Annotated in this window: 21 protein-coding genes; 14 read left to right on the top strand and 7 right to left on the bottom strand. The window is 71.6% G+C overall.

What is annotated here, in order from left to right:
- Window positions 1–183 precede the first annotated feature (183 nt).
- The 9 genes from fmt (at window position 184) to ACIRC0_RS32475 (ending at window position 9,364) form a co-directional block, all read left to right on the top strand.
- Window positions 184–1,119, top strand: a complete 936-nt coding sequence (gene fmt, locus ACIRC0_RS32435; protein WP_403623327.1) for a methionyl-tRNA formyltransferase — start codon at window positions 184–186, stop codon at window positions 1,117–1,119.
- A 134-nt stretch (window positions 1,120–1,253) separates the two neighbouring features.
- A complete protein-coding gene (locus tag ACIRC0_RS32440) occupies window positions 1,254–2,672 on the top strand; it encodes an RsmB/NOP family class I SAM-dependent RNA methyltransferase (RefSeq protein ID WP_403623330.1) in 1,419 nt (472 codons plus the stop codon).
- Between the two features lie 236 nt (window positions 2,673–2,908).
- Entirely contained in the window at window positions 2,909–3,595 is a 687-nt protein-coding gene (rpe, locus tag ACIRC0_RS32445) for a ribulose-phosphate 3-epimerase (protein WP_403623333.1), read from the top strand.
- Window positions 3,596–3,673: 78 nt separating this feature from the next.
- A complete protein-coding gene (locus ACIRC0_RS32450; protein WP_388573800.1) occupies window positions 3,674–4,717 on the top strand; it encodes a sugar-binding transcriptional regulator in 1,044 nt (347 codons plus the stop codon).
- Between the two features lie 60 nt (window positions 4,718–4,777).
- A complete protein-coding gene (locus tag ACIRC0_RS32455; protein ID WP_403623336.1) occupies window positions 4,778–5,176 on the top strand; it encodes a ribonuclease domain-containing protein in 399 nt (132 codons plus the stop codon).
- Window positions 5,173–5,493, top strand: a complete 321-nt coding sequence (locus tag ACIRC0_RS32460) for a barstar family protein (RefSeq protein ID WP_403623339.1) — start codon at window positions 5,173–5,175, stop codon at window positions 5,491–5,493. Before ACIRC0_RS32455 ends, ACIRC0_RS32460 begins: the two co-directional genes overlap by 4 nt.
- A gap of 140 nt (window positions 5,494–5,633) precedes the next feature.
- Complete coding sequence (locus ACIRC0_RS32465; protein ID WP_403623342.1) at window positions 5,634–7,076, top strand: GuaB1 family IMP dehydrogenase-related protein; 1,443 nt, start codon at window positions 5,634–5,636, stop codon at window positions 7,074–7,076.
- A gap of 331 nt (window positions 7,077–7,407) precedes the next feature.
- Complete coding sequence (locus ACIRC0_RS32470) at window positions 7,408–8,901, top strand: amino acid permease (RefSeq protein ID WP_403623345.1); 1,494 nt, start codon at window positions 7,408–7,410, stop codon at window positions 8,899–8,901.
- Window positions 8,902–8,911: 10 nt separating this feature from the next.
- Entirely contained in the window at window positions 8,912–9,364 is a 453-nt protein-coding gene (locus ACIRC0_RS32475; RefSeq protein ID WP_103845108.1) for an Lrp/AsnC family transcriptional regulator, read from the top strand.
- Window positions 9,365–9,370: 6 nt separating this feature from the next.
- On the opposite strand, the gene ACIRC0_RS32480 is transcribed toward ACIRC0_RS32475, so the two are convergent.
- Window positions 9,371–9,832, bottom strand: a complete 462-nt coding sequence (locus ACIRC0_RS32480; protein WP_403623348.1) for a hypothetical protein — start codon at window positions 9,830–9,832, stop codon at window positions 9,371–9,373.
- Window positions 9,833–10,103: 271 nt separating this feature from the next.
- On the opposite strand from ACIRC0_RS32480, the gene ACIRC0_RS32485 reads away from it, so the two are divergent.
- Window positions 10,104–10,892: a carbon-nitrogen hydrolase family protein gene (locus tag ACIRC0_RS32485; protein WP_403623351.1), complete on the top strand. Its 789-nt coding sequence runs from the start codon at window positions 10,104–10,106 to the stop codon at window positions 10,890–10,892.
- A 56-nt stretch (window positions 10,893–10,948) separates the two neighbouring features.
- Window positions 10,949–12,646: a flavin monoamine oxidase family protein gene (locus ACIRC0_RS32490; RefSeq protein ID WP_403623354.1), complete on the top strand. Its 1,698-nt coding sequence runs from the start codon at window positions 10,949–10,951 to the stop codon at window positions 12,644–12,646.
- Between the two features lie 15 nt (window positions 12,647–12,661).
- On the opposite strand, the gene ACIRC0_RS32495 is transcribed toward ACIRC0_RS32490, so the two are convergent.
- From ACIRC0_RS32495 to ACIRC0_RS32505, 3 genes are all read right to left on the bottom strand, one after another.
- Window positions 12,662–13,591, bottom strand: coding sequence for an LLM class F420-dependent oxidoreductase (locus ACIRC0_RS32495; protein WP_403623357.1), 930 nt, complete (start codon window positions 13,589–13,591; stop codon window positions 12,662–12,664).
- A 49-nt stretch (window positions 13,592–13,640) separates the two neighbouring features.
- Entirely contained in the window at window positions 13,641–14,354 is a 714-nt protein-coding gene (locus tag ACIRC0_RS32500) for a DUF5995 family protein (RefSeq protein ID WP_403623360.1), read from the bottom strand.
- Between the two features lie 209 nt (window positions 14,355–14,563).
- Complete coding sequence (locus ACIRC0_RS32505; protein WP_403623363.1) at window positions 14,564–15,967, bottom strand: uracil-xanthine permease family protein; 1,404 nt, start codon at window positions 15,965–15,967, stop codon at window positions 14,564–14,566.
- Between the two features lie 122 nt (window positions 15,968–16,089).
- Here ACIRC0_RS32505 and ACIRC0_RS32510 point away from each other — a divergent pair, with 122 nt between their 5' ends.
- Together ACIRC0_RS32510 and ACIRC0_RS32515 are read left to right on the top strand one after the other, a co-directional pair.
- Window positions 16,090–17,355: an alginate lyase family protein gene (locus tag ACIRC0_RS32510; protein ID WP_403623366.1), complete on the top strand. Its 1,266-nt coding sequence runs from the start codon at window positions 16,090–16,092 to the stop codon at window positions 17,353–17,355.
- A 125-nt stretch (window positions 17,356–17,480) separates the two neighbouring features.
- Window positions 17,481–17,939 carry an acyl-CoA thioesterase gene (locus ACIRC0_RS32515; protein ID WP_403623556.1) on the top strand — a complete coding sequence of 153 codons (459 nt, stop codon included), beginning with the start codon at window positions 17,481–17,483 and terminating at the stop codon, window positions 17,937–17,939.
- Here the strand turns inward: ACIRC0_RS32515 and ACIRC0_RS32520 are convergent.
- Window positions 17,899–19,104, bottom strand: coding sequence for an MFS transporter (locus ACIRC0_RS32520; RefSeq protein ID WP_403623369.1), 1,206 nt, complete (start codon window positions 19,102–19,104; stop codon window positions 17,899–17,901). The two genes, ACIRC0_RS32515 and ACIRC0_RS32520, sit on opposite strands and share 41 nt — an antisense overlap.
- Before the next feature lie 136 nt (window positions 19,105–19,240).
- Here ACIRC0_RS32520 and ACIRC0_RS32525 point away from each other — a divergent pair, with 136 nt between their 5' ends.
- Entirely contained in the window at window positions 19,241–20,464 is a 1,224-nt protein-coding gene (locus ACIRC0_RS32525) for an ROK family transcriptional regulator (protein WP_403623371.1), read from the top strand.
- Window positions 20,465–20,781: 317 nt separating this feature from the next.
- On the opposite strand, the gene ACIRC0_RS32530 is transcribed toward ACIRC0_RS32525, so the two are convergent.
- Window positions 20,782–21,561: a polysaccharide deacetylase family protein gene (locus ACIRC0_RS32530; protein WP_403623374.1), complete on the bottom strand. Its 780-nt coding sequence runs from the start codon at window positions 21,559–21,561 to the stop codon at window positions 20,782–20,784.
- Complete coding sequence (locus ACIRC0_RS32535) at window positions 21,552–22,679, bottom strand: acyltransferase family protein (protein ID WP_403623377.1); 1,128 nt, start codon at window positions 22,677–22,679, stop codon at window positions 21,552–21,554. The genes ACIRC0_RS32530 and ACIRC0_RS32535 overlap by 10 nt, the downstream gene beginning before the upstream one ends.
- Window positions 22,680–22,746: the final 67 nt, after the last annotated feature.

Raw genomic sequence — 22,746 nt, forward strand, 5'->3', positions numbered from 1 at the left:
GGTCACGCTGCGGGGGCGTAAGAGCATATGCGTACGCCCCCGGCGGACGGCGTGCGCTGCGAGCCCCCGCCTGCGGCCGGGCGCGCCCCGCCACGTCCTAGACTGGTGCGCCGCCCGCAGGCCCGGTCCGGCCGGGACCTGTGGGTCCGTCAGAACTCCCGCCCGAGAGGCCGTCACCCACCCATGAAGCTCGTCTTCGCAGGTACCCCCGAGGTCGCCGTTCCCGCGCTGGACGCTCTGATCGCGTCGGACCGGCACGAGGTGGCCGCCGTCGTCACCCGGCCCGACGCACCGGCCGGGCGCGGGCGCAGGCTCGTCGCCAGCCCCGTCGCCGAGCGGGCGGAGGAGGCGGGCATCGAGGTCCTCAAGCCGGACAGGCCCCGGGACGAGGACTTCCTCGCACGCCTCAGGGAGATCGCGCCCGACTGCTGCCCCGTCGTCGCCTATGGCGCGCTCCTGCCCCGTGTCGCCCTCGACATCCCCGCCCACGGCTGGGTCAACCTGCACTTCTCCCTGCTGCCCGCCTGGCGCGGCGCCGCCCCCGTGCAGCACTCCATCATGGCGGGCGACGAGATCACCGGTGCCTCCACCTTCCTCATCGAGGAGGGCCTGGACTCCGGTCCCGTCTACGGCACCGTCACCGAGCGGATCCGTCCCACCGACACCAGCGGCGACCTGCTCACCCGGCTCGCCTTCGCCGGCGCCGGACTGCTCGAGGCCACCATCGACGGCATCGAGGACGGCACCCTCAAGGCCGTGCCGCAGCCCGCCGAGGGCGTCACGCTCGCCCCGAAGATCACCGTCGAGGACGCGCAGGTCGACTGGTCCGCGCCCGCGTTGCGCGTGGACCGCGTGGTGCGCGCCTGCACACCCGCGCCCGGCGCCTGGACCACCTTCCGCGGCGAACGGCTCAAGCTCATCCAGGTCACGCCCCGGCCCGAGGTGACGGACCTCGCACCCGGGCGGCTGTCCGTCGGCAAGAACAACGTGTACGTCGGCACCGGTTCGCACGCGGTCGAACTTGTGTGGGTGCAGGCCCAGGGCAAGAAGCCGATGAAGGCCGCGGACTGGGCGCGCGGGGTGCGCATCGGCGCCGCGGAGACCCTGGGGGGTGCCTGACGAAGCCCGCCGGGGACGCGACGCCAATGGTCGGACACCCCCTGGCGGCAGACCCCGCTGACCTCTGCGTCGGCCCGATATTTCCCGGACGTACGCTGTAAGCGCACGCCGTCCCACAACCGGAGCACCTTTTCGTGACCGAGCAGTCCCGCCGTCCCCGCAAGCCCGGCAAGCCCTACCGCCGGCCCCAGAAGGACCCCGTCCGCATCCTCGCCTTCGACGCCCTGCGGGCGGTGGACGAACGGGACGCGTACGCCAACCTCGTCCTGCCGCCGCTGCTGCGCAAGGCGCGGGAGAAGGGCGACATCGACGGGCGGGACGCGGCGCTCGCCACCGAGCTGGTGTACGGGACACTGCGCCGGCAGGGCACGTACGACGCCATACTCTCCGCCTGCGTCGACCGGCCGCTGCGCGAGGTCGACCCGCCCGTGCTGGACGTGCTGAGCCTCGGCGTCCACCAGTTGCTCGGTACGCGGATCCCCACCCACGCCGCGGTGTCCGCGACCGTCGAGCTGGCGCGCGTGGTGCTCGGCGACGGGCGGGCCAAGTTCGTCAACGCCGTTCTGCGCAAGGTCGCCCAGGACGACCTCGACGCCTGGCTGGAGCGGGTGGCACCCCCGTACGACGACGACCCCGAGGACCACCTCGCCGTCGTGCACTCGCACCCGCGCTGGGTCGTCTCCGCTTTGTGGGACTCCCTCGGCGGCGGACGCGCCGGCATCGAGGAACTCCTCGCGGCGGACAACGAACGTCCCGAGGTCACCCTCGTCGCCCGGCCCGGCCGCTCCACCACCGAGGAACTCCTCAGCGAGCCCGCCGCGCTGCCGGGCCGCTGGTCGCCGTACGCCGTCCGGCTCACCGAGGGCGGCGAGCCCGGCTCGGTGGAGGCCGTACGCGAGGGCCGTGCGGGCGTCCAGGACGAGGGCAGCCAGCTCGTCGCACTCGCCCTCGCCGGTGCGCCCCTCGACGGGCCCGACCGGGCCTGGCTGGACGGGTGCGCCGGGCCCGGCGGCAAGGCCGCCCTGCTCGCCGCCCTCGCCGCCGAGCGCGGAGCCGTGCTGCTGGCCTCCGAGAAGCAGCCGCACCGGGCCGGCCTGGTGGCGAAGGCGCTGGCCGGGAATCCCGGCCCGTACCAGGTCGTCGCCGCCGACGGCACCCGGCCGCCGTGGCGGCCCGGCACCTTCGACCGGGTCCTGATGGACGTGCCCTGCACGGGCCTCGGCGCCCTGCGCCGCCGCCCCGAGGCGCGCTGGCGCCGCCGGCCCGAGGACCTCGACGGGTTCGCGCCGCTGCAGCGCTCCCTGCTGCGCACGGCCCTGGAGTCCGTACGGGTCGGAGGCGTCGTCGGCTACGCCACCTGCTCGCCGCACCTGGCCGAGACCCGCGCGGTGGTCGACGACGTCCTCAAGCAGTACCGCGACGCCGAACTCATCGACGCCCGGCCGCTGCTGCCGGGCTTGCCGGACCTGGGCGACGGCCCCGACATCCAGCTCTGGCCGCATCTGCACGGCACGGACGCGATGTATCTGGCCCTCATCCGCCGCACCGGCTGAACGCGCGACGGCCCGTGCCGTTCGCCGGGCCGGACTCGACGGTTCGGACGCCGGTGGACGGTGAGGAGCGGCTGCCCGACCGGCCCGGTGAGGTGGTGCGGGACCGTGTTGGTGAGTCCCTGATGGGTGCGGCCGGACATGACGGTGGCCGCGCCGTCCGGGCACGCGGCGCGGAGCGATGGGTTCTGGCGGGTACCGGCGCGAGCAACCGGGGCAGGGCATGGCAGGCTTGGGGCATGGCCGTGCAGATCAACCCCAGCATCCTGTCCGCCGACTTCGCCCGCCTCGCCGAGGAGGCGAAGGCCGTGGAGGGCGCCGACTGGCTCCACGTCGACGTGATGGACAACCATTTCGTCCCCAACCTCACGCTCGGCGTGCCGGTCGTGGAGTCCCTGGCCCGGTCGACGGACACCCCGCTGGACTGCCATCTGATGATCGCGGACGCCGATCGGTGGGCACCCCAGTACGTCGAAGCGGGTGCCTCCTCCGTCACCTTCCACGTCGAGGCGGCCGCGGCGCCGGTGCGGCTCGCCCGCGAGATCCGCGCCAAGGGCGCCCGGGCCTCCATGGCCCTCAAGCCCGCGACGCCCATCGAGCCGTACGAGGACCTGCTGCCCGAGCTGGACATGCTGCTGATCATGACGGTCGAGCCCGGCTTCGGCGGCCAGGCCTTCCTGGACATCATGCTGCCCAAGATCCGCCGCACCCGTGAGCTGATCAGCAAGCACGGTCTTGAGCTGTGGCTGCAGGTCGACGGCGGTGTCTCGGCCTCCACCATCGAACAGTGCGCGGAGGCGGGAGCGGACGTCTTCGTGGCCGGCTCGGCGGTGTACGGGGCGGCCGACCCGGCCGCCGCGGTACGTGCATTGCGCACCCAGGCGGAGCGGGCGACGGCCCGGGCCTCGTGGGCGTGCGACGAGTGAGACAACGGAACCTGAACGCCGACCGTCCGGGCTGATCGTCTACGCCGGATCTGCAAGGATGAACGGCGAATGCAGAGTGTGAACAGCAGTGAGGAGATGGCCGTGTCGGGTATGTCGGCGGGCCGGTCAGCCATGCGGATGGGACCCGCTGAGCTGGTGCAGGCGGCGGCCATGGCCCGCCGCTTCTACCTCGAGGGCAAGTCCAAGATCCAGATCGCCGAGGAGTTCGGCGTCAGCCGCTTCAAGGTGGCCAGGGTCCTGGAGACCGCCCTCGAAAGGGATCTGGTGCGCATCGAGATCCGTGTGCCGGCCGAGCTGGACGCCGAGCGCTCCGACGCGCTGCGCGCCCGCTACGGCCTCAGGCACGCCGTCGTGGTCGAGTCCCCGGCCGAGGCCGAGGAGTCGCCCGACCCCGAGAACCTCGGCGAGGTGGCCGCCGACCTGCTCGGCGAGCTGGTCACCGAGGGGGACGTGCTGGGCCTGGCCTGGGGCCGCTCCACCATCCACATGGCGGCGGCCCTCGACCGGCTGCCGCCGTGCACGGTGGTGCAGCTGACGGGCGTGTACGACGCGGGGACCTCCGAGCGCGGCTCGGTGGAGGCGGTGCGCCGTGCCGCGCAGGTCTCGGGCGGCGACGCCCACCCCATCTACGCGCCGATGCTGCTCCCGGACGCGGCGACCGCGGCGGCCCTGCGCAACCAGACGGGGATCGCGCGCGCCTTCGAGTACTTCGACAAGGTGACGGTCGCCTGTGTCTCCATCGGCTCCTGGGAGCCCGGTATCTCCACGGTGCACGACATGCTCACCGAGGAGGAGCGCGCCCACTACGCCTCCCTCGGCGTCGCCGCCGAGATGGCCGCGCACCTCTTCGACGCCGAGGGCCGCCGGGTCGGACGGGACCTGGGGGAGCGCTGCATCACCGTCAAGGCGGACCAGCTCCGCCGTATCCCCGAGGTTGTCGCGATCGCGGGCGGGCAGCGCAAGGCGGCCGCGATCGACGCGGTGCTGCGCTCCGGGCTCGTCACCAGCCTCGTGACGGACACGGCGGCGGCGGACTACCTGATGACGGCGGGCCCGACGCCGACGCCCGCGCTGAATCGGGCAGACCCCGACGGACACTGACGGACACTGACGGGCCCTGACAGGACCTCCCGGCGGGGCGGCTGTGGCAGCATCGGCATCATGCTGCCGCGGTCCGTCCCCCGCCTGCTCGCGGGGCTCCTCGTCTGTCTGACCGTCCTGCTCACCGGGTGCTCGGCCACGGACACCGGCACCCGCGCGCCCGCCCCGTCATGGGCCGGGCACATGGCCACGGTCAAGGAGGACCGGCTCCCCGCCGAGGCCCGGCACACCCTCGCCCTCATCGACAAAGGCGGCCCCTATCCCTACGCGCAGGACGGCACCGTCTTCGGCAACTTCGAGCACCGGCTGCCCGCGCACCCGCGCGGCTACTACCACGAGTACACGGTGCCGACCCCCGGCGCGCACGACCGCGGAGCCCGGCGCATCGTCACCGGGCAGGGCGGGGAGACCTACTACACCGACGACCACTACGACACGTTCCGGGCGGTGCTGAGATGACCGACGACCTGGGGGAACGGTTCCTGGTCACGCTGGATCTGGACGGTGTCGCCGACAAGGCGGCGTTCATGGAGCGGGTCGTGCGCGCCCTGGACCTGCCGTACTGGTTCGGCCGCAACTGGGACGCGCTCGCCGACTCGCTCACCGACGACACCGTCTGGCCCGAGCCGGCCGTCGAGCGGGGCCTGCTGCTCGTCGTACGCGGCTGGGAGGAGTACGCGAGGGCGTGCCCCGAGGAGTGGGAGACCGCCCGGGAGGTGTTCACCGAGGCGGCGGACCAGATGCCGGGCCTGTCCGTGGCGCTGACGCTTGGATGAAGCCACAAAGACCCCTCTGACCTGCCTGGATGATTCGCCCGGGGTTCGTGGGGCGCCCGTCATGGGAGAATGAAGTACGTGCTCTTCCCCCTGGCTGACCTGTCCGGGGGCCACCTCTGATCGACTGGGATGTGCAGCACGTGCGTTTCCTCAATGACATCCAGCCTGCCTATGACCTGACCTACGACGACGTCTTCATGGTGCCGAGCCGCTCCTCCGTCGGCTCCCGCCAGGACGTGGACCTCGCCTCCCCGGACGGCACGGGCACGACCATCCCGATCGTCGTCGCCAACATGACCGCCATCGCCGGCCGCCGCATGGCGGAGACGGTGGCCCGGCGCGGCGGCCTGGTCGTCATACCGCAGGACATCCCGATCGATGTGGTCACCGAGGTCATCTCCTGGGTCAAGGGCCGCCACCTGGTGCTGGACACCCCGATCGTGCTGGCCCCGCACCAGACCGTCGCCGACGCCCTTTCGCTGCTGCCCAAGCGCGCGCACAACGCGGGTGTGGTCGTCGACGAGGAGCACCGGCCGATCGGCGTGGTCACCGACGCCGACCTCTCCGGCGTGGACCGCTTCACCCAGCTCGAAGTGGTCATGTCCAAGGACCTGCTGCTGCTCGACGCCGGGATCGACCCGCGCGAGGCCTTCAACGTCCTCGACACCGCCAACCGCCGCTACGCGCCCGCCGTCGACGAGGACGGCAAGCTCGCCGGCATCCTCACCCGCAAGGGCGCCCTGCGGGCCACGCTCTACACGCCGGCCACGGACGCGCACGGCAGGCTGCGCATCGCCGCCGCCGTCGGCATCAACGGCGACGCGGTCGGCAAGGCCAAGCAGCTGCTCGACTCGGGCGTCGACACGCTGGTCATCGACACCGCGCACGGCCACCAGGAGTCGATGATCAACACCCTGAGGGCGGTACGGGCGCTGGACCCGCAGGTCCCGCTCGTGGCGGGCAACGTCGTCGCCGCCGAGGGTGTGCGTGACCTGATCGAGGCCGGAGCGGACATCGTCAAGGTCGGTGTGGGCCCCGGTGCCATGTGCACCACGCGCATGATGACCGGCGTCGGCCGCCCGCAGTTCTCGGCCGTCCTGGAGTGCGCCGCCGAGGCGAAGAAGTACGGCAAGCACGTGTGGGCCGACGGCGGTGTCCGCCACCCGCGCGACGTCGCGATGGCGCTGGCGGCGGGCGCGTCCAACGTGATGGTCGGCTCCTGGTTCGCGGGCACGTACGAGTCGCCCGGCGACCTCCAGCAGGACGCGAACGGCCGGCTGTACAAGGAGTCGTTCGGCATGGCCTCGGCGCGCGCGGTCCGCAACCGCACGTCGGAGGAGTCCGCGTACGACCGCGCCCGCAAGGGGCTGTTCGAGGAGGGCATCTCGACGTCCCGGATGTTCCTCGACCCGGCCCGCCCGGGCGTCGAGGACCTGATCGACTCGGTCATCGCGGGTGTCCGCTCCTCCTGCACCTATGCCGGTGCGGGCTCCCTGGAGGAGTTCGCGGAGCGGGCCGTCGTCGGCATCCAGAGCGCGGCGGGCTACGCGGAGGGCAAGCCGCTGCACGCCAGCTGGAGCTGACACAACTCCCTTACGCGCGGCCCCTGTTGTCCCCTCGGCGGGAGAGCGGGGGCCTCGGCGTGTCCCGGCCGGGACACGGAGCGTCGGCGGTGGCGTCCAGCAGGCGGGCGCAACCATCGAAACGGCCCGCGCAACAAATACGCGCGAAGGTTCGATGAACGCAACGATCTTGCGGAGATGCGCAAGGTTGCTGCATTACGCCCGTGAAGGGGCGACTCATAGGGTCTGCGCTGTACGCGGCGTGGCGAGGACCCCGCTCGGCGGTCCCCGCCCCCCGGGGCGCCGCCGGTCTCGCCCGCCCCCTTGACCGGCAGCGATAAGGAGCCGACGCGTGCTCGACCAAGGCGCACCCCCTCAGTCCCGCAGTCACCCAGCCCCCGCCGTCCCCGGCCTCGGCGCGCGTCTGATGCGCCGCAAGCCGGTGGAACACCTGGTCGCCGAGGGTGGCCAGGGCGAGGGAGGGACCCTGCGGCGGTCCCTCGGGCTGTGGCAGCTCACCATGATCAGCATCGGTGCCACGCTCGGCACCGGCATCTTCGTGGTCCTCGGCGAGGCCGTGCCGAAGGCCGGACCCGCCGTCACCCTCTCGTTCGTGATCGCCGGTCTCACCGCCCTCTTCTCCGCACTGTCGTACGCCGAGCTGGCGGGCACGATCCCCGTCTCCGGGTCCTCCTACTCGTACGCATACGCAACGATGGGCGAGCTGATCGCCTGGATCTGCGGCTGGTGCCTGGTCCTCGAGTACGGCGTGTCGGTGGCCGCCGTCGCCGTCGGCTGGGGCGAGTACCTCAACGAGCTGCTCGACGGCACCATCGGCGTCACCATCCCCACAGCGCTGTCGGCGCCGCCCGGGGACGGCGGCGTGTTCAACCTGCCGGCGCTGATCGTCGTGCTGCTCGCCATGGCGTTCCTGCTCGGCGGAGCCAGGGAGTCCGCCCGGGCCAACACGATCATGGTCGTGGTGAAGATCGCCGCGCTGCTGCTGTTCTGTCTGATCGGCGTCCAGGGTTTCCGCTCGGGCAACTACGCGAACTTCATGCCGCTCGGCATGGCCGGCGTCAGCGCCGCGGGGGCCACGCTCTTCTTCTCCTACATCGGCTTCGACGCCGCCTCCACGGCCGGCGAGGAGGCGAAGAACGCGCAGCGCGATCTGCCGCGCGCCATCATGCTGTCGCTGGTCATCGTCACGGCGCTGTACGTCGTCGTCGCGGCCGTCGCCGTGGGCGCGAAGCCCTGGCGCCGGTTCAACGACTCCGAGGCCGCGCTCGCCCAGATCATGAAAGACGTCACCGGGCAGACCTTCTGGGGCACCCTCCTCGCGGCCTGCGCGGTCATCGCCATCGCGAGCGTGGTCCTGACCGTGCTCTACGGCCAGACCCGCATCCTCTTCGCGATGTCCCGCGACGGCCTGGTGCCCAAGGTGTTCTCACGGGTCCACCCGAAGACCGGCACGCCCCGCGCCAACACGCTCATCGTGTCCGTCTTCTGCGGTGTGCTCGCCGCCGCGATCCCGCTCGGCCAGCTCGCCGACGCCACCAGCATCGGCACGCTGTTCGCCTTCGCGCTGGTCAATGTCGCGGTCGTGGTGCTGCGCCGGACCCGTCCGCACATGACCCGCACCTTCCGGGTGCCGCTGTCGCCGGTGCTGCCCGCGCTCGGCTTCGCCTTCTGCGTGTGGATGATGGGCAGCCTCTCGGCCGTCACCTGGGTGGTCTTCGGGGCCTGGATGGCCGTCGGGCTCGTGTTCTACTTCCTCTATGGCCACCGGCGGTCCCGGCTGGCCGCCGCGGACCCCGCGGGTACCGAAGCCGTCACAGAGAAGTGAACCACCCGCCTTGCTGAACGATCTCGACGAACGCATCGTGCACGCCCTCGCCGAGGACGCCCGCCGCTCCTACGCGGACATCGGGCAGCTGGTCGGCCTGTCCGCGCCCGCCGTGAAACGGCGCGTGGACCGGCTTCGCGCGACCGGCGCCATCACCGGGTTCACCGTCCGGGTGGACCCGGGGGCGCTCGGCTGGGAGACCGAGGGGTTCGTCGAGATCTACTGCCGGCGCAACACCTCGCCGGAGACCATCCAGCGGGGCCTGGAGCGCTACCAGGAGGTCGTGGCCGCCTCCACCGTCACCGGTGAGGCGGACGCGATCGCTCAGGTCTTCGCCTCCGACATGCGCCACTTCGAGCGCGTGCTGGAGCGCATCGCGGGCGAGCCGTTCGTCGAACGGACGAAGTCGGTCCTGGTCCTCTCCCCGCTGCTGCGCCGCTTCTCGTCGGGCGCACCCGGCTGATCCACGTCACAGGGACCGGCGCCGGATCGCGGACAGCAGACGCCGCATGCCGGCCGCATGCCCGCCCGTGCCGATGACGAGTCGCCGGTACAGGCCGCCGGCCAGTCCGGGGAAGAGCGCTCGGGTCTCGGCGCGCAGACGCGAGCGGCCGGGACCGGCCGGTTCGAGGCGGAAGATCAGGGCGTACGACGAGAAACGGTGACGCCCGCAGAGCACCAGCTCCCGCCCCGGGACGACGGAGACCACCCGGAATCCGGGCAGCGTGGACCCCTCGGCCAGCGGTCGCGGGCCGGACGCCGCGCGGTCGGCGCATCCGACCAGGCGGGCGTAGCGGGCCGCGCCGGGCCCCCCGAAAGAACGGTCCAGTACGTCGCCGATGCCCGACCACACGGCGTCGGCCTCCGCCGCGACGACCGTCGTGTGCTCGTCGACGTACGGCAGTGCCACGATTCCACCCAGCGTGTCCACAAGGCTCCCTCCGCAATGCGTGCTGCTGCGCCACGGGCATGGTCGCCCACCACGTGGTGGGGGTGAAGCCCGCAGCGTCCGAGCGGTGACAACGGCGCAACGACGCTGCGGCCGAGGGCGAGGGGGCCGCGCAACGAATCGCCGTCGAAGCCCCGGCGGACGCAACGAATCGCTCATCGGCGCGCAACGGCTCCTTCTTGTCCGGCCCAAGGGCGCGACCGTACCGTCTAACTGACCCCCGACCCCCTTCCGTACCGGTGGAGAAACACGCATGCGCACCGCCCTGCTCCAGAGCTCCGGACATCCCGGATCGGTCGGCGAGAACCTCAAGGTCCTCGACCAGGCCGCGGGGCGTGCCGCCGCCGCGGGCGCCGGGCTGCTGGTCGCCCCGGAGATGTTCCTCACCGGGTACGCGATCGGCGGTGACATCGCCCGCCTCGCCGAGCCCGCCGACGGCGACTGGGCGGACGCGATCGCCGAGATCTCCTCCCGGCACGGTCTCGCGGTCGCCTACGGCTACCCGGAGCGGGACGGCGAGACGGTCTTCAACTCCGCCCAGCTGATCTCCGCCGACGGCACCCGCCTCGCGAACTACCGCAAGACCCACCTGTTCGGCTGCTTCGAACGCGACCACTTCACCCCGGGCGACCAGCCGGTCGTCCAGGCGGAACTCGACGGTCTGCGCGTCGGCATCATGATCTGCTACGACGTCGAGTTCCCGGAGAACGTCCGCGCCCACGCCCTGGCCGGCACCGACCTCCTGATCGTGCCCACGGCGCAGATGCATCCGTTCCAGTTCGTCGCCGAGTCCCTCGTGCCGGTGCGGGCCTTCGAGAACCAGATGTACGTGGCCTACGTCAACCGGGTCGGGCAGGAAGGCGAGTTCGAGTTCGTCGGGCTCTCCACCCTGGCCGGTCCCGACGGGGTCGCCCGGGCCAGGGCCGGCCGCGTCGAGGAGCTCCTCCTCGCCGACGTCGACCCCGTCCACCTCGCCGCCTCCCGCGAGGCGAACCCGTACCTGAAGGACCGCCGCCCCGGCCTCTACGGGTCCCTGGTCTGACCCCCAGCCTCCCCGAGCCTCCACCGAGATCTTTCCGCGCAAGGAGTCCGTACCCCATGACGTCCACGGTGCCCAACGCCGTCGAGCACGCAGACGAGCAGCAGCCGCCGATCACCATGTTCGGCCCGGACTTCCCGTACGCGTACGACGACTTCCTCGCCCACCCGGCGGGCCTCGGCCAGATACCCGCGACCGAGCACGGCACCGAGGTGGCCGTCATCGGCGGCGGCCTGTCCGGCATCGTCGCCGCGTACGAGCTGATGAAGATGGGCCTCAAGCCCGTCGTGTACGAGGCCGACCAGATCGGCGGCCGGCTGCGGACGGTGGGCTTCGACGGGTGCGACCCGTCGCTGACCGCCGAGATGGGCGCCATGCGCTTCCCGCCGTCCTCCACGGCCCTGCAGCACTACATCGACCTGGTGGGCCTGGAGACGAGGCCGTTCCCCAACCCGCTCGCGGAGGCCACCCCGTCGACCGTCGTCGACCTCAAGGGCGAGTCGCACTACGCCGAGACGATCGACGACCTGCCGCAGGTCTACCGTGACGTCGCAGGCGCCTGGAACCGGTGCCTGGAGGAGGGCGCCGACTTCTCCGACATGAACCGCGCCATGCGAGAGCGCGACGTCAAGCGCATCCGTGAGATCTGGTCGAAGCTGGTCGAGAAGCTCGACAACCAGACCTTCTACGGCTTCCTCTGCGAATCCGAGGCCTTCAAGTCCTTCCGGCACCGCGAGATCTTCGGCCAGGTCGGCTTCGGCACCGGCGGCTGGGACACCGACTTCCCGAACTCCATCCTGGAGATCCTGCGGGTCGTCTACACCGAGGCCGACGACCACCACCGCGGCATCGTCGGCGGTTCCCAGCAGCTGCCGCTGCGTCTGTGGGAGCGCGAGCCGGAGAAGATCGTGCACTGGCCGCACGGGACCTCCCTGAAGTCCCTGCACGTGAACGGCGAGCCCCGCCCCGCCGTGACGCGGCTGCACCGCACCACGGGCAACCGGATCACGGTGACGGACGCGAACGGCGACATCCGCACCTACCGGGCGGCGATCTTCACCGCCCAGTCCTGGATGCTGCTGTCCAAGATCCAGTGCGACGACGCCCTCTTCCCGATCGACCACTGGACCGCCATGGAGCGCACCCACTACATGGAGTCCAGCAAGCTCTTCGTGCCCGTCGACCGGCCGTTCTGGCTCGACAAGGACGAGGAGACCGGCCGCGACGTCATGTCGATGACGCTGACCGACCGGATGACCCGCGGGACGTATCTGCTCGACAACGGACCCGACAAGCCCGCCGTCATCTGCCTGTCGTACACCTGGTGCGACGACAGCCTGAAGTGGCTGCCGCTGTCCGCCAACGAGCGGATGGAGGTCATGCTGAAGTCGCTCGGCGAGATCTACCCGAAGGTCGACATCAGGAAGCACATCATCGGCAACCCGGTCACGGTCTCCTGGGAGAACGAGCCCTACTTCATGGGCGCGTTCAAGGCCAACCTGCCCGGCCACTACCGGTACCAGCGGCGCCTGTTCACGCACTTCATGCAGGACCGGCTGCCCGACGACAAGCGGGGCATCTTCCTCGCGGGCGACGACATCTCCTGGACGGCCGGCTGGGCCGAGGGCGCCGTGCAGACCGCGCTCAACGCCGTGTGGGGCGTCATGCACCACCTCGGCGGCGCGACCGACCCGGCCAACCCCGGCCCCGGTGACGTCTACGACGAGATCGCACCCGTCGAACTCCCGGAGGACTGAGCCCCCCGAGGGCGGTCACACCCCGGCCGCCCGCGCCTTCTCGTACACCTCCGCGGCGACGTCCTTGAGCTCCTGGGCGTCCCGCAAAGGGGCCTGGAGGTCGACGAGGATCTCATCCAGACCGATCGACGCGTGCGCGACCAGGTCCTCGACGATCTGGTCGGCGCTGCCCTGGAAGGGGCGGCGGTCGGCGCCGTCGTAGGCCTTGGCCTGGTACTCGGCGTTCACCCGCAGGACCGTCTGGAGGGGCTCCGGACGGCCGCGCTCGGCCGCCAGGTCCTGCAGTTCCTGCCACTGGGTGGCGATCTGCTCGACGCCCATGCCCACCGGCAGCCAGCCGTCGGCGTGGTCGACGAGCCGGGTCAGGGCCTTCCTGTTGCCCGCGGCGAGCAGGATCGGGATCGGCCGGGCGGGCTTGGGGCCGACCACGGCGGACGTGATCTTCGTGATACGGCCCTCGTAGCGCACCGGGTCCGGGCCCCACACCGCGCGGCACACATCGATCACCTCGTCCAGCACCTGGCCGCGCTCCTCGAACGGGCGGATGCCCGCGGCCGCGTACTCGTCCAGGGACCAGCCGGTGCCGAAGCCGGCGATCACCCGTCCGCCGCTCGCCGCGTCCAGCGAGGCCAGGGCCTTGGCCAGCTGGAACGGCTGGTGCAGCGGGGCGACCAGCACGCTCGAGCCGAGCCGGGCCCGCTCGGTGGCCGCCGCGGCCAGGGTGAGGGTGACCAGGGGGTCGGCCACGTCACGATACGAGTCCGGCCAGGGGAGGCCCTCGATGCCGTACAGGCCCTGCCCGGCGGGCTCCGGGTACAGGGCCCGCTCGTACACCCACAGGCTCTCGTAGCCGATCTGCTCGGCGGTGCGTGCCACGTCGGGCACGTCCTTGCCGAGGTGGTACTGCCGGTTCTGCGGAAGGCCGAGTCCGAGCCGGGTCGCCATGCCTGTGCTCCTTCGCAAGGGGGTCTGCGCGGGTCAACGTACAGCGATCTCAAGGGAGTTCCCCGGCCGGCAGGCAGGGATGGCCGGATCGGCGCGGCAGTGGCACGAGCAGCATCCGGCTCGCGAACCCCACCGCGGCGTCGAGGCGCCGTTCGAGCTCCTCGGCCACGTCCGCCAGTTCCCGCAGCGCCCACAGGGCCCTGGCCGCCGCCCAGGCCCCCTCGCGTGCCCGCTCCAGGCTCCAGGCGCCGATCAGATGGGTGAGCGGGTCGGCGATCTCGAGCAGGTCGGGACCGGGCATGAGGTCTTCGCGGATGCGCTCCTCCAGCGCGACGAGGACGTCGCCGACACGCTCGAACTCGTCCTCGACATCGGCCGGTTCGCAGCGGAGCGTACGACAGGCGTCCACGACGGCGAGCGCCAGGTCGTGCCCGATGTGCGCATTGATGCCCGCGAGCGCGAACTGCAGCGGCCGTACGCCGGGATGGCGCCGGAACTGGAACAGCGGCCGCCAGCAGGCTGGAACCGGTGCCCCTTCGGCCACGGACAGGTACCGCTCGGCGAACCGGACGTCCAGCGTGACCGTCTGCCGTCGGTCGGCGAAGTACCCACCGTCCAGGCGCCGGTCGATCTCCTCGGTGACGGCGAGGTAGACCCGGTTGAAGACCGCGACGCCGTCGTCTTCCGGCCAGGTCTCCCCGAGCGCGCGCATGCGTGTGACGACCGTGTCCACTTCCGTCGTGAACTGCTCCAACCGCACCATGAGGGCAGAGTCCCAGCCCTACGCCGACCGGAGCACCACCGGCCCGCGGGCTTCCCCGGAACGGGGGATGGCACCGATGGGCCATGAGGGGGACAGGGGAGCCCGACGCCGAGTACGGGACGGGCCGGGATCGACGCCTGCCCGTGGGGGGAAGCCGCCGGTCGAGTCGGACGGTAAGGGGGAACCCGGGGCGTCTCGCCGTCGTACGCCTACGCCTCGGCCCGGTGGGCCTTTTCGCCGGCTTCCTCGTCGTAGGCGGAGGTGCCCGAGTCCAGCAGCGGCTCCTGGGCCTTGAGGTGGGCCGGGGCGAACGCCCGCAGCGCGTGGTAGCCGGTGATGACGACCAGCGTGCCCAGTGCGATGCCGCTCAGCGAGAAGTGGTCGGTGAACTTCATGGTGACGTTGCCGACACCGATGATGATGCCCGCCGCGGCCGGCACCAGGTTCAGCGGGTTGCGCAGGTCCACCTTGGCGTGGAGCCAGATCTGCGCGCCGAGCAGACCGATCATGCCGTACAGGATCACGGTGATGCCGCCGAGCACTCCGCCGGGGATCGCGGCCACGACCGCGCCGAACTTGGGGCAGATTCCGAACAGGAGGGCGAAGCCGGCCGCGGCCCAGTAGGCGGCGGTCGAGTAGACGCGGGTGGCGGCCATCACGCCGATGTTCTCGGAGTACGTCGTGTTGGGTGGGCCGCCGACCGCGGTCGAGAGCATGGAGGCGACGCCGTCGGCGGAGATCGCCGTGCCCAGCCTGTCGTCCAGCGGATCGCCGGTCATCTCGCCGACCGCCTTGACGTGCCCCGCGTTCTCCGCGACCAGAGCGATCACCACGGGCAGGGCCACCAGGATCGCGGACCACTGGAAGGACGGTCCGTGGAAGTGGGGCAGGCCGATCCAGTCCGCCTTGCCGACGCCGGACAGGTCCAGGCGCCAGTGGTCGGTGGGCTTTCCGCTCGCGTCCACCGAGTGGATCTTCCCGAAGACGCGGTCGAACAGCCAGGAGATCCCGTACCCGAACACCAGCCCGAGGAAGATCGCGATCCGGGACCAGAAGCCGCGCAGGCACACCACGGCCAGCCCGGTGAACAGCATCACCAGCAGCGCGGTCCACTGGTCCTGCGGCCAGTACGTCGACGCGGTCACCGGCGCCAGGTTGAAGCCGATCAGCATCACGACCGCGCCCGTCACGATCGGTGGCATCGCCGCATGGATGATCCGCGCCCCGAAGCGCTGGACCGCGAGGCCGACGAGGAACAGCACGATGCCCACGACGAACACCGCGCCGGTCACAGTGGCGCTGGTGCCGCCCTGTGCACGGATCACCGCGGCTACACCCACGAAGGACAGTGAACAGCCGAGGTAGCTCGGTATCCGGCCACGCGTCGCCAGCAGGAAGATCGCGGTGGCGACGCCGGACATCATGATCGCCAGGTTGGGGTCCAGGCCCATGAGTACGGGCGCCACGAAGGACGCACCGAACATGGCCACGACGTGCTGGGCGCCGAGCCCGACCGTGCGGGGCCAGGAGAGGCGTTCGTCGGGACGGACGACCGCTCCGGGCGCGGGCGTGCGCCCGTCACCGTGCAGCTTCCAGCGCACGCCGAGGTCCATGGTGCAGCTTCTCTTTCTCTGTACATGAAGAACTGTCCGAACCATTGTCACCGGCACCAGGCGGTCCTACGCTCACACGGTTCCAGTCATGAACTGCGTTCACATACATGATCGGAGCCTTGATGAGTGCACGCCCCCGCCTCGCCACCCTGCTGGCCGCCGTGACCGCCTTCGCGGCCGTCCTGACCCCCGCCGCATCCGCCCACGCGGCACAGAAGGTCCCGCGGACGGCCGTCCTCGACGGCACCCGGCTCCAGCAGACCGGAATCCGGCTCGACCACGGGGACGCCCGGCTGCGCGGCGCGCTCAAGGACCTGACCGCGCGAGCCGACACCTGGTTGGAGCAGGGCCCCTGGACGGTCGTCGACAAGCCGAAGCCCGCGCCCGGTGGGGACGTCCACGACTACCTCAGCCAGGCCCCCTACTGGTGGCCCACCCAGCCGAAGACCGCCGACAACCCCTGGGGCTGCCCCTACGAGCAGCGCGACGGGCAGCGCAACCCCGAGGTCGACACCGGCACCGACCGCCAGGACGTGGAGAAGGTCTTCGACTCGACCTACGACCTCTCGCTCGCCTGGTACTACACGGGCAGGAGGAGTTATGCCGAGAAGGCCGCCCAGATCCTGCGCACCTGGTTCCTCGACCCGGCCACGAGGATGAACCCCAACCTGAACCACGGGCAGTTCATCCCCTGCAAGTACGAAGGCCGTGCCATCGGCATCATCGACTTCTCGCAGTCCTACACCGGCGTCCTCGACGCGATCGCCATACTGAACACCGGCGCCCCCGGCTGGAGCAAGGCGGACCGGACCCGTATGCGCGACTGGAACGTCGCCTACCGGGACTGGCTGACGGACAGCGCCTTCGGCAAGGAGGAGGGCGCGGCCAAGAACAACCACGGCACCTTCTACGACATGCAGCTCGCCGCCCTTGCGTACGCGACCGGCGACGAGCAGCTCGCCCGGCAGACCGTCCTGGACGCCCGCGCCAAGCGCATCGACGCGCAGATCGCCGGTGACGGCAGCCAGCCCCAGGAACTCGCCCGCACGCGCAGCTGGCACTACTCGACGTTCGACCTGGTGGCCTACACACGGCTCGCGGCCGTCGGACGCCATGTCGGCGTGGACCTGTGGTCCTATCAGGGCCCCGAGGCACAGAGCCTGTTCAAGGCGGTCGACTACCTGCTGCCCGCCGCGACCGGCGCCGCGCCCTGGACGCATCCGGAGCTGGAGTTCCACCGGTACGCGGCGACCGACGTGGTGCACGCGGCGGCGGACGCCGGGGACCCGCGGGCCCGGAAGGCGGTACGCCTGCTCCAGGCACCGCCCGGCGGTGACCTGTGGGCGCTGAGGCCGGCCGCCGAGCAGTTGGACTCGATCGCCGGCTGACCCGTGGGCGGGGCGTCCTGAGCGAGCGCTTACCATGGTCGGGTTCAGCGCCGCAGCGTCGCGAGCGCCTCACGAGGCCAGACGGAGGAGCCCCGCCCGTGACCGTAGAAGCAGATCCCGCGTCCATGACCACCGAGCCCCGGGCCGCGCCCGTCGTGCCGTACGGCCGGCTGGTCCCCGTCACCGTCCACTTCGACGACCTGGACGCCCTCGGACTGCTCCACAACGCCCGCTACCCGGTCATGGTCGAACGTGCCTGGTCCACCCTGTGGCAGGAGCGCGGCTTCCGCTTCGAGGGCGACTGGGAGGCGGCGGGCGACTTCTGCAACGCCGTCAGGGAACTGCGGATCAGCTACGAGGCGCCGGTCACCAAGCCCGGCGGGTACGCCGTGCACCTGTGGCTGGAACGACTCGGGAACACCGGGCTGACGTACGGGTTCCGGTTCTGCTCGGCCGACGGGTCGGTGACGTACGCGCACGGCAGCCGCGTCCTGGTCCGGCTGAACGCGGCGACCCTGCGCCCGACCTCGTGGAGCGAGCCGTTCAGGGCCGCGGGTTGGGAACTGCTGCGCTCGGCGGACTGATCTTCGGGCGGTCGCGGTCCCCGGCGCGCAGCACGCCCGCGAACGCCGCGAGCCCGCACGCCAGCACGGTCACCAGGCCGAACGACACCATCAGGCTGGTGGCCTGGGCCAGCGTGCCGATGGCCCCCGGCGCGACCAGGCCGGAGGTGTACGTGATGGTGGCCACGCCCGCGATGGCCTGGCTCGGGTTGGGGCCGCTGCGGCCCGCCGCCGCGAAGCACAGCGGGACGACGACCGCGATGCCCAGACCCATCAGCGCGAAGCCGCCCATGGCGAGAGCCGGATGGTTCGCCACGACGATGAGCAGCCCGCCGAGCGTGGCGAGGACGCCGCCCACCCGCACGGTGCGCACCGCCCCGTAGCGGTCCACCACCTTGTCGCCCGCGATCCGCGCGAGTGCCATGGTGAGCGTGAAACCGGTGGTGCAGGCGGCGGCCAGACCGGCGGAACTCTCCAGCCGGTCGCGCAGATAGACCGCCGACCAGTCCAGGCTGGCGCCCTCCGCGAACACCGCGCAGAAGCCGACCGCGCCGATGAGCAGCGCCGACTTGGGCGGGAGCGCGAACCGGGGCGGCGGCTCCTCGTCCTCGGCGGGCTGCAGGTCGAGGACCCAGGTGCAGGCGACGAGACCCAGCACGGTCAGCACCGCGGCGGCCAGGGCGTGGTGCAGCCGGGCGTCAGAGCCGAGGTGGGCGGCGAGCGTACCGGCCGCCGAGCCGATCAGGGCGCCGGCGCTCCACAGGCCGTGCAGTCCGGACATGATCGACCTGCCGAGACGGTTCTCCACCTCCACGCCGAGCGCGTTCATCGCGACGTCCGCCATGCCGGCCGAGGCGCCGTAGACGAACAGGGCCGCGCACAGGGTGAGCAGATCGGGGGAGAGGGACGGCAGGACGAGGGACAGCGTCCACAGGGAGAGCAGTCCGCGCAGCGCCGTCCGGGCGCCGAAGCGGTGGCTGATCCGGCCCGCGAGCGGCATCGCAAGGGACGCGCCGAGCGCGGGGAACGCCAGGGCGATGCCGAGCTGGCCCGCGCTGACGTGCGCGTGGTCCTGGATCCAGGGCACGCGGGTGGCGAACGAGCCGGTGACGGCGCCGTGTACGGCGAACACCGCTGCCACGGCGTACCGGGCGCGCCGCACCTCTTTTCGGCTCGCTTCGCTCATCTCGCTCATTCTCGGGCCCCTCCCGACTGTGTGCTCCCGGCGCGCCGCCGTAAACTATCAGGAACCCTGCCTGATAGATAGGGGGACGGTGGCTGCCCGCTGAGCGACGGTGTGGCCGATCTGGAAGGATCCCGGCATGCCCGCATCCCCGAGCACCGCCCGGGCCATCAACGACCGGGTTGCACTGCGCCTGCTGCAGCAGGAAGGCCCCTTGACGGCAGGGCAGTTGAAACAGCTGACCGGTCTGTCCCGGCCCACGGTCGCCGACCTCGTCGAACGGCTCACGGCAGCGGGGCTGATCGCGGTGGTGGGGGAGTCGGGCGAACAGCGGCGCGGTCCCAACGCGCGGGTGTACGGGATCGTCGCCGACCGCGCCCACCTCGCTGCTCTGGACGTGCGCACCGAGAGCGTTTCCGTGCTGGTGTCGGATCTGCTGGGCGGGGTGCTCGCGGAGGCCTCCGTGCCGATCGGCGGCGACACCGGCACCGGGCCGGCGGTCGAGCAGGCGGTGCTGCTGGTGGAGCGGGCTGCGAAGGAGGCCGGTGCCGACAGGCTGCACACGGTCGGGATCGGGGCGCCCGGGCTCATCGACCCCGCCACCGGCGAACTCCGCGACTCCGCCGGGCTGCCGGAGTGGCACCGCCGCCTGGTCGCCGCGCTCCAGGAGCGGCTGCCCGCCCGGGTGATCGTCGAGAACGAGACCAACCTCGCGGCGCTGGCCGAGCAGCGCGAGGGCGTGGCGCAGGACCGCGACACGTTCGTGCTGCTCTGGCTGGGCCATGGCACGGGCGCGGCGGTGGTGCTGGACGGTGCACTGCGCCGCGGCGCTTCGGGCGGCACGGGCGAGATCGGCTTCCTGCCGGTCCCGGGCACCGCCGCCCTGCCGTCGGCGACGGACTGCGGGGGCGGGTTCCACTCGCTGGCGGGCGCGGCGGCGATCGTCGAACTGGCGGAAAAGCACGGGTGGTCGGCGGGACCGGCCGTGCCCGAGCTGCCGGCGGCGGCACTGGTGCGGGGTGCGGTCGCGGCGGTAGCGCAGGGCGGCCGCAGCGGGCCGGCGGACGACCACGGAGCCGGGCGGGCCGGCGGATTCCTCGACGCCCTGGCCGACCGGCTCGCCATCGGTGCCGCCTCCGTCGCCGCCATCCTCGACCCCGGCTGTGTCGTGCTCGGAGGTGAGGTCGGGCAGGCCGGCGGGGACGTCCTCGCCACGCGGGTCGCACAGCGGCTGGTACGCCTTTCACCGCTGGCCACCGAGGTGCGCGCGAGCACCTTGGGCGGCGGCGCGGTCCTGCGGGGAGCCCTGCTGACGGCACGGGACGGAGCCCAGGAGGAGCTGTTCGCCCCACTGGAACGCTAGGGCCTCTCGTTTGGATCAGGCCGGGCTCGCGGGCCCTGGCACAGCGCCTCGCCGCGTTGTCGTCGGTTGCCATGGCTCCGCCATGGCGCCCTCCTCCGCCTTGCGATGCACGGCACCAGACCCCGCTCCCTGATCCGGCCTGATCCAAACGAAAGCCCCTGGACCAGTAGTGGCGCGGATGGTCGAACGGCCGGGGCGTCCGGCCGTGGGCCGACCGGGCCCACGCCGAACTACCGGGGGCTCGCACCGCACCAGATGTTCCCGCAACTCGGGATCGCCTCGCGCGCGGCAGTCGGGGACGCGCTCGCGGCGCTCCCTCACGGCCGGTAGACCATGCCCGGCCGGGGCTTGGCAGGTGCGAGCAACTGCGACACCGTGACGATGGTGTAGCCGCGCTGTTCGAGCGCCTTGATGATCCCCGGTACGGCGGGCACGGTTCCCGCGTGCAGGTCGTGCAGCAGGATGATCCCGTCGCGGTGCGTCCGGTCGAGCACCCTCTTGGTGATCAGAGCCGAGTCGGTCGTCTCGTAGTCCTTGGCCGTGACGCTCCACAGCACCTGCGCCAGCCCCAAGTCCCGGCAGATCTTCGCCACTTCACGGTTGGTGCGGCCCTCCGGCGGACGCATCAGGACGGGCCCGGTGCCGGTGATCCTCTCGATGGCGTCCTGGGTACGGGTCAGTTCCCGACGGGCGTTGTCCTCGTCGAGGTCTGTCAGCCTGCTGTGGTTCCAGGTGTGATTGCCTATCTCGTGCCCCTCGTCCGAGACACGACGCAGGATGCCGGGGTACTTCGCGATGTGGCCCTCGCCCTGAACGAAGAACGTGGCGTGCAGACCGGCCCGCTCGAGGATGTCCAGCAGCCTGGGGGTCGTCGGGCTCGGGCCGCCGTCGAAGCTCAGGGCCACGCACTTCGCCTTGCGGCAGTCGACGTTGCCGGCCACCGATCCCGATGCCTTCGCCCGGGCGGCGCGCGGCGAGGTGTGTTCGTAGGTCGTGACCGTCAGGGCCATGGTCAGTGCGACGGCCGGCACGGCGGCCACCGCTGTCGCGACGGCGATGAGCAGGCGAGAGCGTCTGGCACGCGTGATCAAGGGCATGCGAGATCCTTCTCCGGATGGGTTTCCCGGGTGCGGGCGGGAGCCGGCCTCGCGGCGGGGTGCCGAAGCCGCATGTCGAGCGTCAGGCGACGCCTCAGCAGGCGTCCGAGCCGACGCTCCACCGTTGCGTGGATGAGCAGGGACAGCCCCAGCACGCAGACGACGGACACCGCCATCGAAGGCAGCGACCCCAGCCTCGGAACGGCCCGGATCAAGCCCTTGGCCAAGGGAATTCCGATGCTTTGGTGGACGAGATAGAAGGGGTAGGTGAGTCCCCCTGCGGTGACCAGCCAACGCCATCGCGGCCTCGCCGGCGGTCCTCCGACACCGGCCAGCGCCAGCAGCACGAGACAGAGCGTGAGAACGGCCGCGCACACGGCCCAGGAGGGCGGGCTCTCGCCGACGGGTACGGTGGCGTGATCGGCCACCCGCAGTTCGAGCACGGTGAGTTCGTACGCCCAGGCGAAACCCAGCAGCAGCCACAGCAGGAGGCTCTGTCCGAACCTGTGCATGAGGTGGAGGACGATTCCGGCGACGAAGAGACCGGTGTACCGGGGCAGTACGAATTCGTCGAGCAGCGGCGAGTGAAGTTCGAGGGCGATGACACCGGCCAGGAGCCAGGCTCCGCAGAAGGCCGTCACCCGCCGGTACGACAGCCCGAAGACGAGCAGCACGGCCATCAGCAGGTAGAAACGGGCCTCCACCCAGAGCGTCCAGGCGACTCCGTCGACCAGTTCGAGTCCCAGTGGTCCCGGGGCCATCGTCAGGTTTCCCAGGACCGTACGGGGGTCGATGCGGGTGGCGGCGGGCCAGTGGCCCACCCGTGAGACGAGGACGAGCGCGACGACGAGGAGTACGGCGCACCAGTAGGCCGGGAAGAGTCGTGCGATGCGGGAGACGGCGAACTGTGCGGGAGTCCGCCCCCAGCAGCTCATGCAGATGACGAAGCCGCTGATGGCGAAGAAGAACTCGACGCCGAGCCAGCCGTAGCGGCTGATCTCGTGCAGAAACGGCGCGAAATCCCGGAGTTCGGTCCTTCCCCAGAAGTGCGGGGTGGGTGTCCCTAGGAAGTGGTAAGCGGCCACCATCACGGCTGCCACCAGGCGGAGCCCGTCCATCGCGGCCAGTCGAGCCGGCCCGCGCCGCGGGCCGGGAGAGGGTCTGTCGGACGACACGTCGGATCCA

Origin of the sequence: Streptomyces sp. NPDC093984, assembly GCF_044764595.1 — a bacterium.
Classification (GTDB): Bacteria; Actinomycetota; Actinomycetes; order Streptomycetales; family Streptomycetaceae; genus Streptomyces; species Streptomyces cynarae.

Excerpts from the sequence above, each read along its gene's own strand:
- ACIRC0_RS32485 (WP_403623351.1), top strand. The coding sequence starts at position 10,104 with ATGCGCACCGCCCTGCTCCAGAGCTCCGGACATCCCGGATCGGTCGGC.
- ACIRC0_RS32505 (WP_403623363.1), bottom strand. The coding sequence starts at position 15,967 with ATGGACCTCGGCGTGCGCTGGAAGCTGCACGGTGACGGGCGCACGCCC.
- ACIRC0_RS32535 (WP_403623377.1), bottom strand. The coding sequence starts at position 22,679 with ATGGACGGGCTCCGCCTGGTGGCAGCCGTGATGGTGGCCGCTTACCAC.
- ACIRC0_RS32515 (WP_403623556.1), top strand. The coding sequence starts at position 17,481 with ATGACCACCGAGCCCCGGGCCGCGCCCGTCGTGCCGTACGGCCGGCTG.
- ACIRC0_RS32520 (WP_403623369.1), bottom strand. The coding sequence starts at position 19,104 with ATGAGCGAAGCGAGCCGAAAAGAGGTGCGGCGCGCCCGGTACGCCGTG.
- ACIRC0_RS32530 (WP_403623374.1), bottom strand. The coding sequence starts at position 21,561 with ATGCCCTTGATCACGCGTGCCAGACGCTCTCGCCTGCTCATCGCCGTC.
- fmt (WP_403623327.1), top strand. The coding sequence starts at position 184 with ATGAAGCTCGTCTTCGCAGGTACCCCCGAGGTCGCCGTTCCCGCGCTG.
- ACIRC0_RS32510 (WP_403623366.1), top strand. The coding sequence starts at position 16,090 with ATGAGTGCACGCCCCCGCCTCGCCACCCTGCTGGCCGCCGTGACCGCC.
- rpe (WP_403623333.1), top strand. The coding sequence starts at position 2,909 with ATGGCCGTGCAGATCAACCCCAGCATCCTGTCCGCCGACTTCGCCCGC.
- ACIRC0_RS32495 (WP_403623357.1), bottom strand. The coding sequence starts at position 13,591 with ATGGCGACCCGGCTCGGACTCGGCCTTCCGCAGAACCGGCAGTACCAC.
- ACIRC0_RS32490 (WP_403623354.1), top strand. The coding sequence starts at position 10,949 with ATGACGTCCACGGTGCCCAACGCCGTCGAGCACGCAGACGAGCAGCAG.
- ACIRC0_RS32460 (WP_403623339.1), top strand. The coding sequence starts at position 5,173 with ATGACCGACGACCTGGGGGAACGGTTCCTGGTCACGCTGGATCTGGAC.
- ACIRC0_RS32500 (WP_403623360.1), bottom strand. The coding sequence starts at position 14,354 with ATGGTGCGGTTGGAGCAGTTCACGACGGAAGTGGACACGGTCGTCACA.
- ACIRC0_RS32455 (WP_403623336.1), top strand. The coding sequence starts at position 4,778 with ATGCTGCCGCGGTCCGTCCCCCGCCTGCTCGCGGGGCTCCTCGTCTGT.
- ACIRC0_RS32525 (WP_403623371.1), top strand. The coding sequence starts at position 19,241 with ATGCCCGCATCCCCGAGCACCGCCCGGGCCATCAACGACCGGGTTGCA.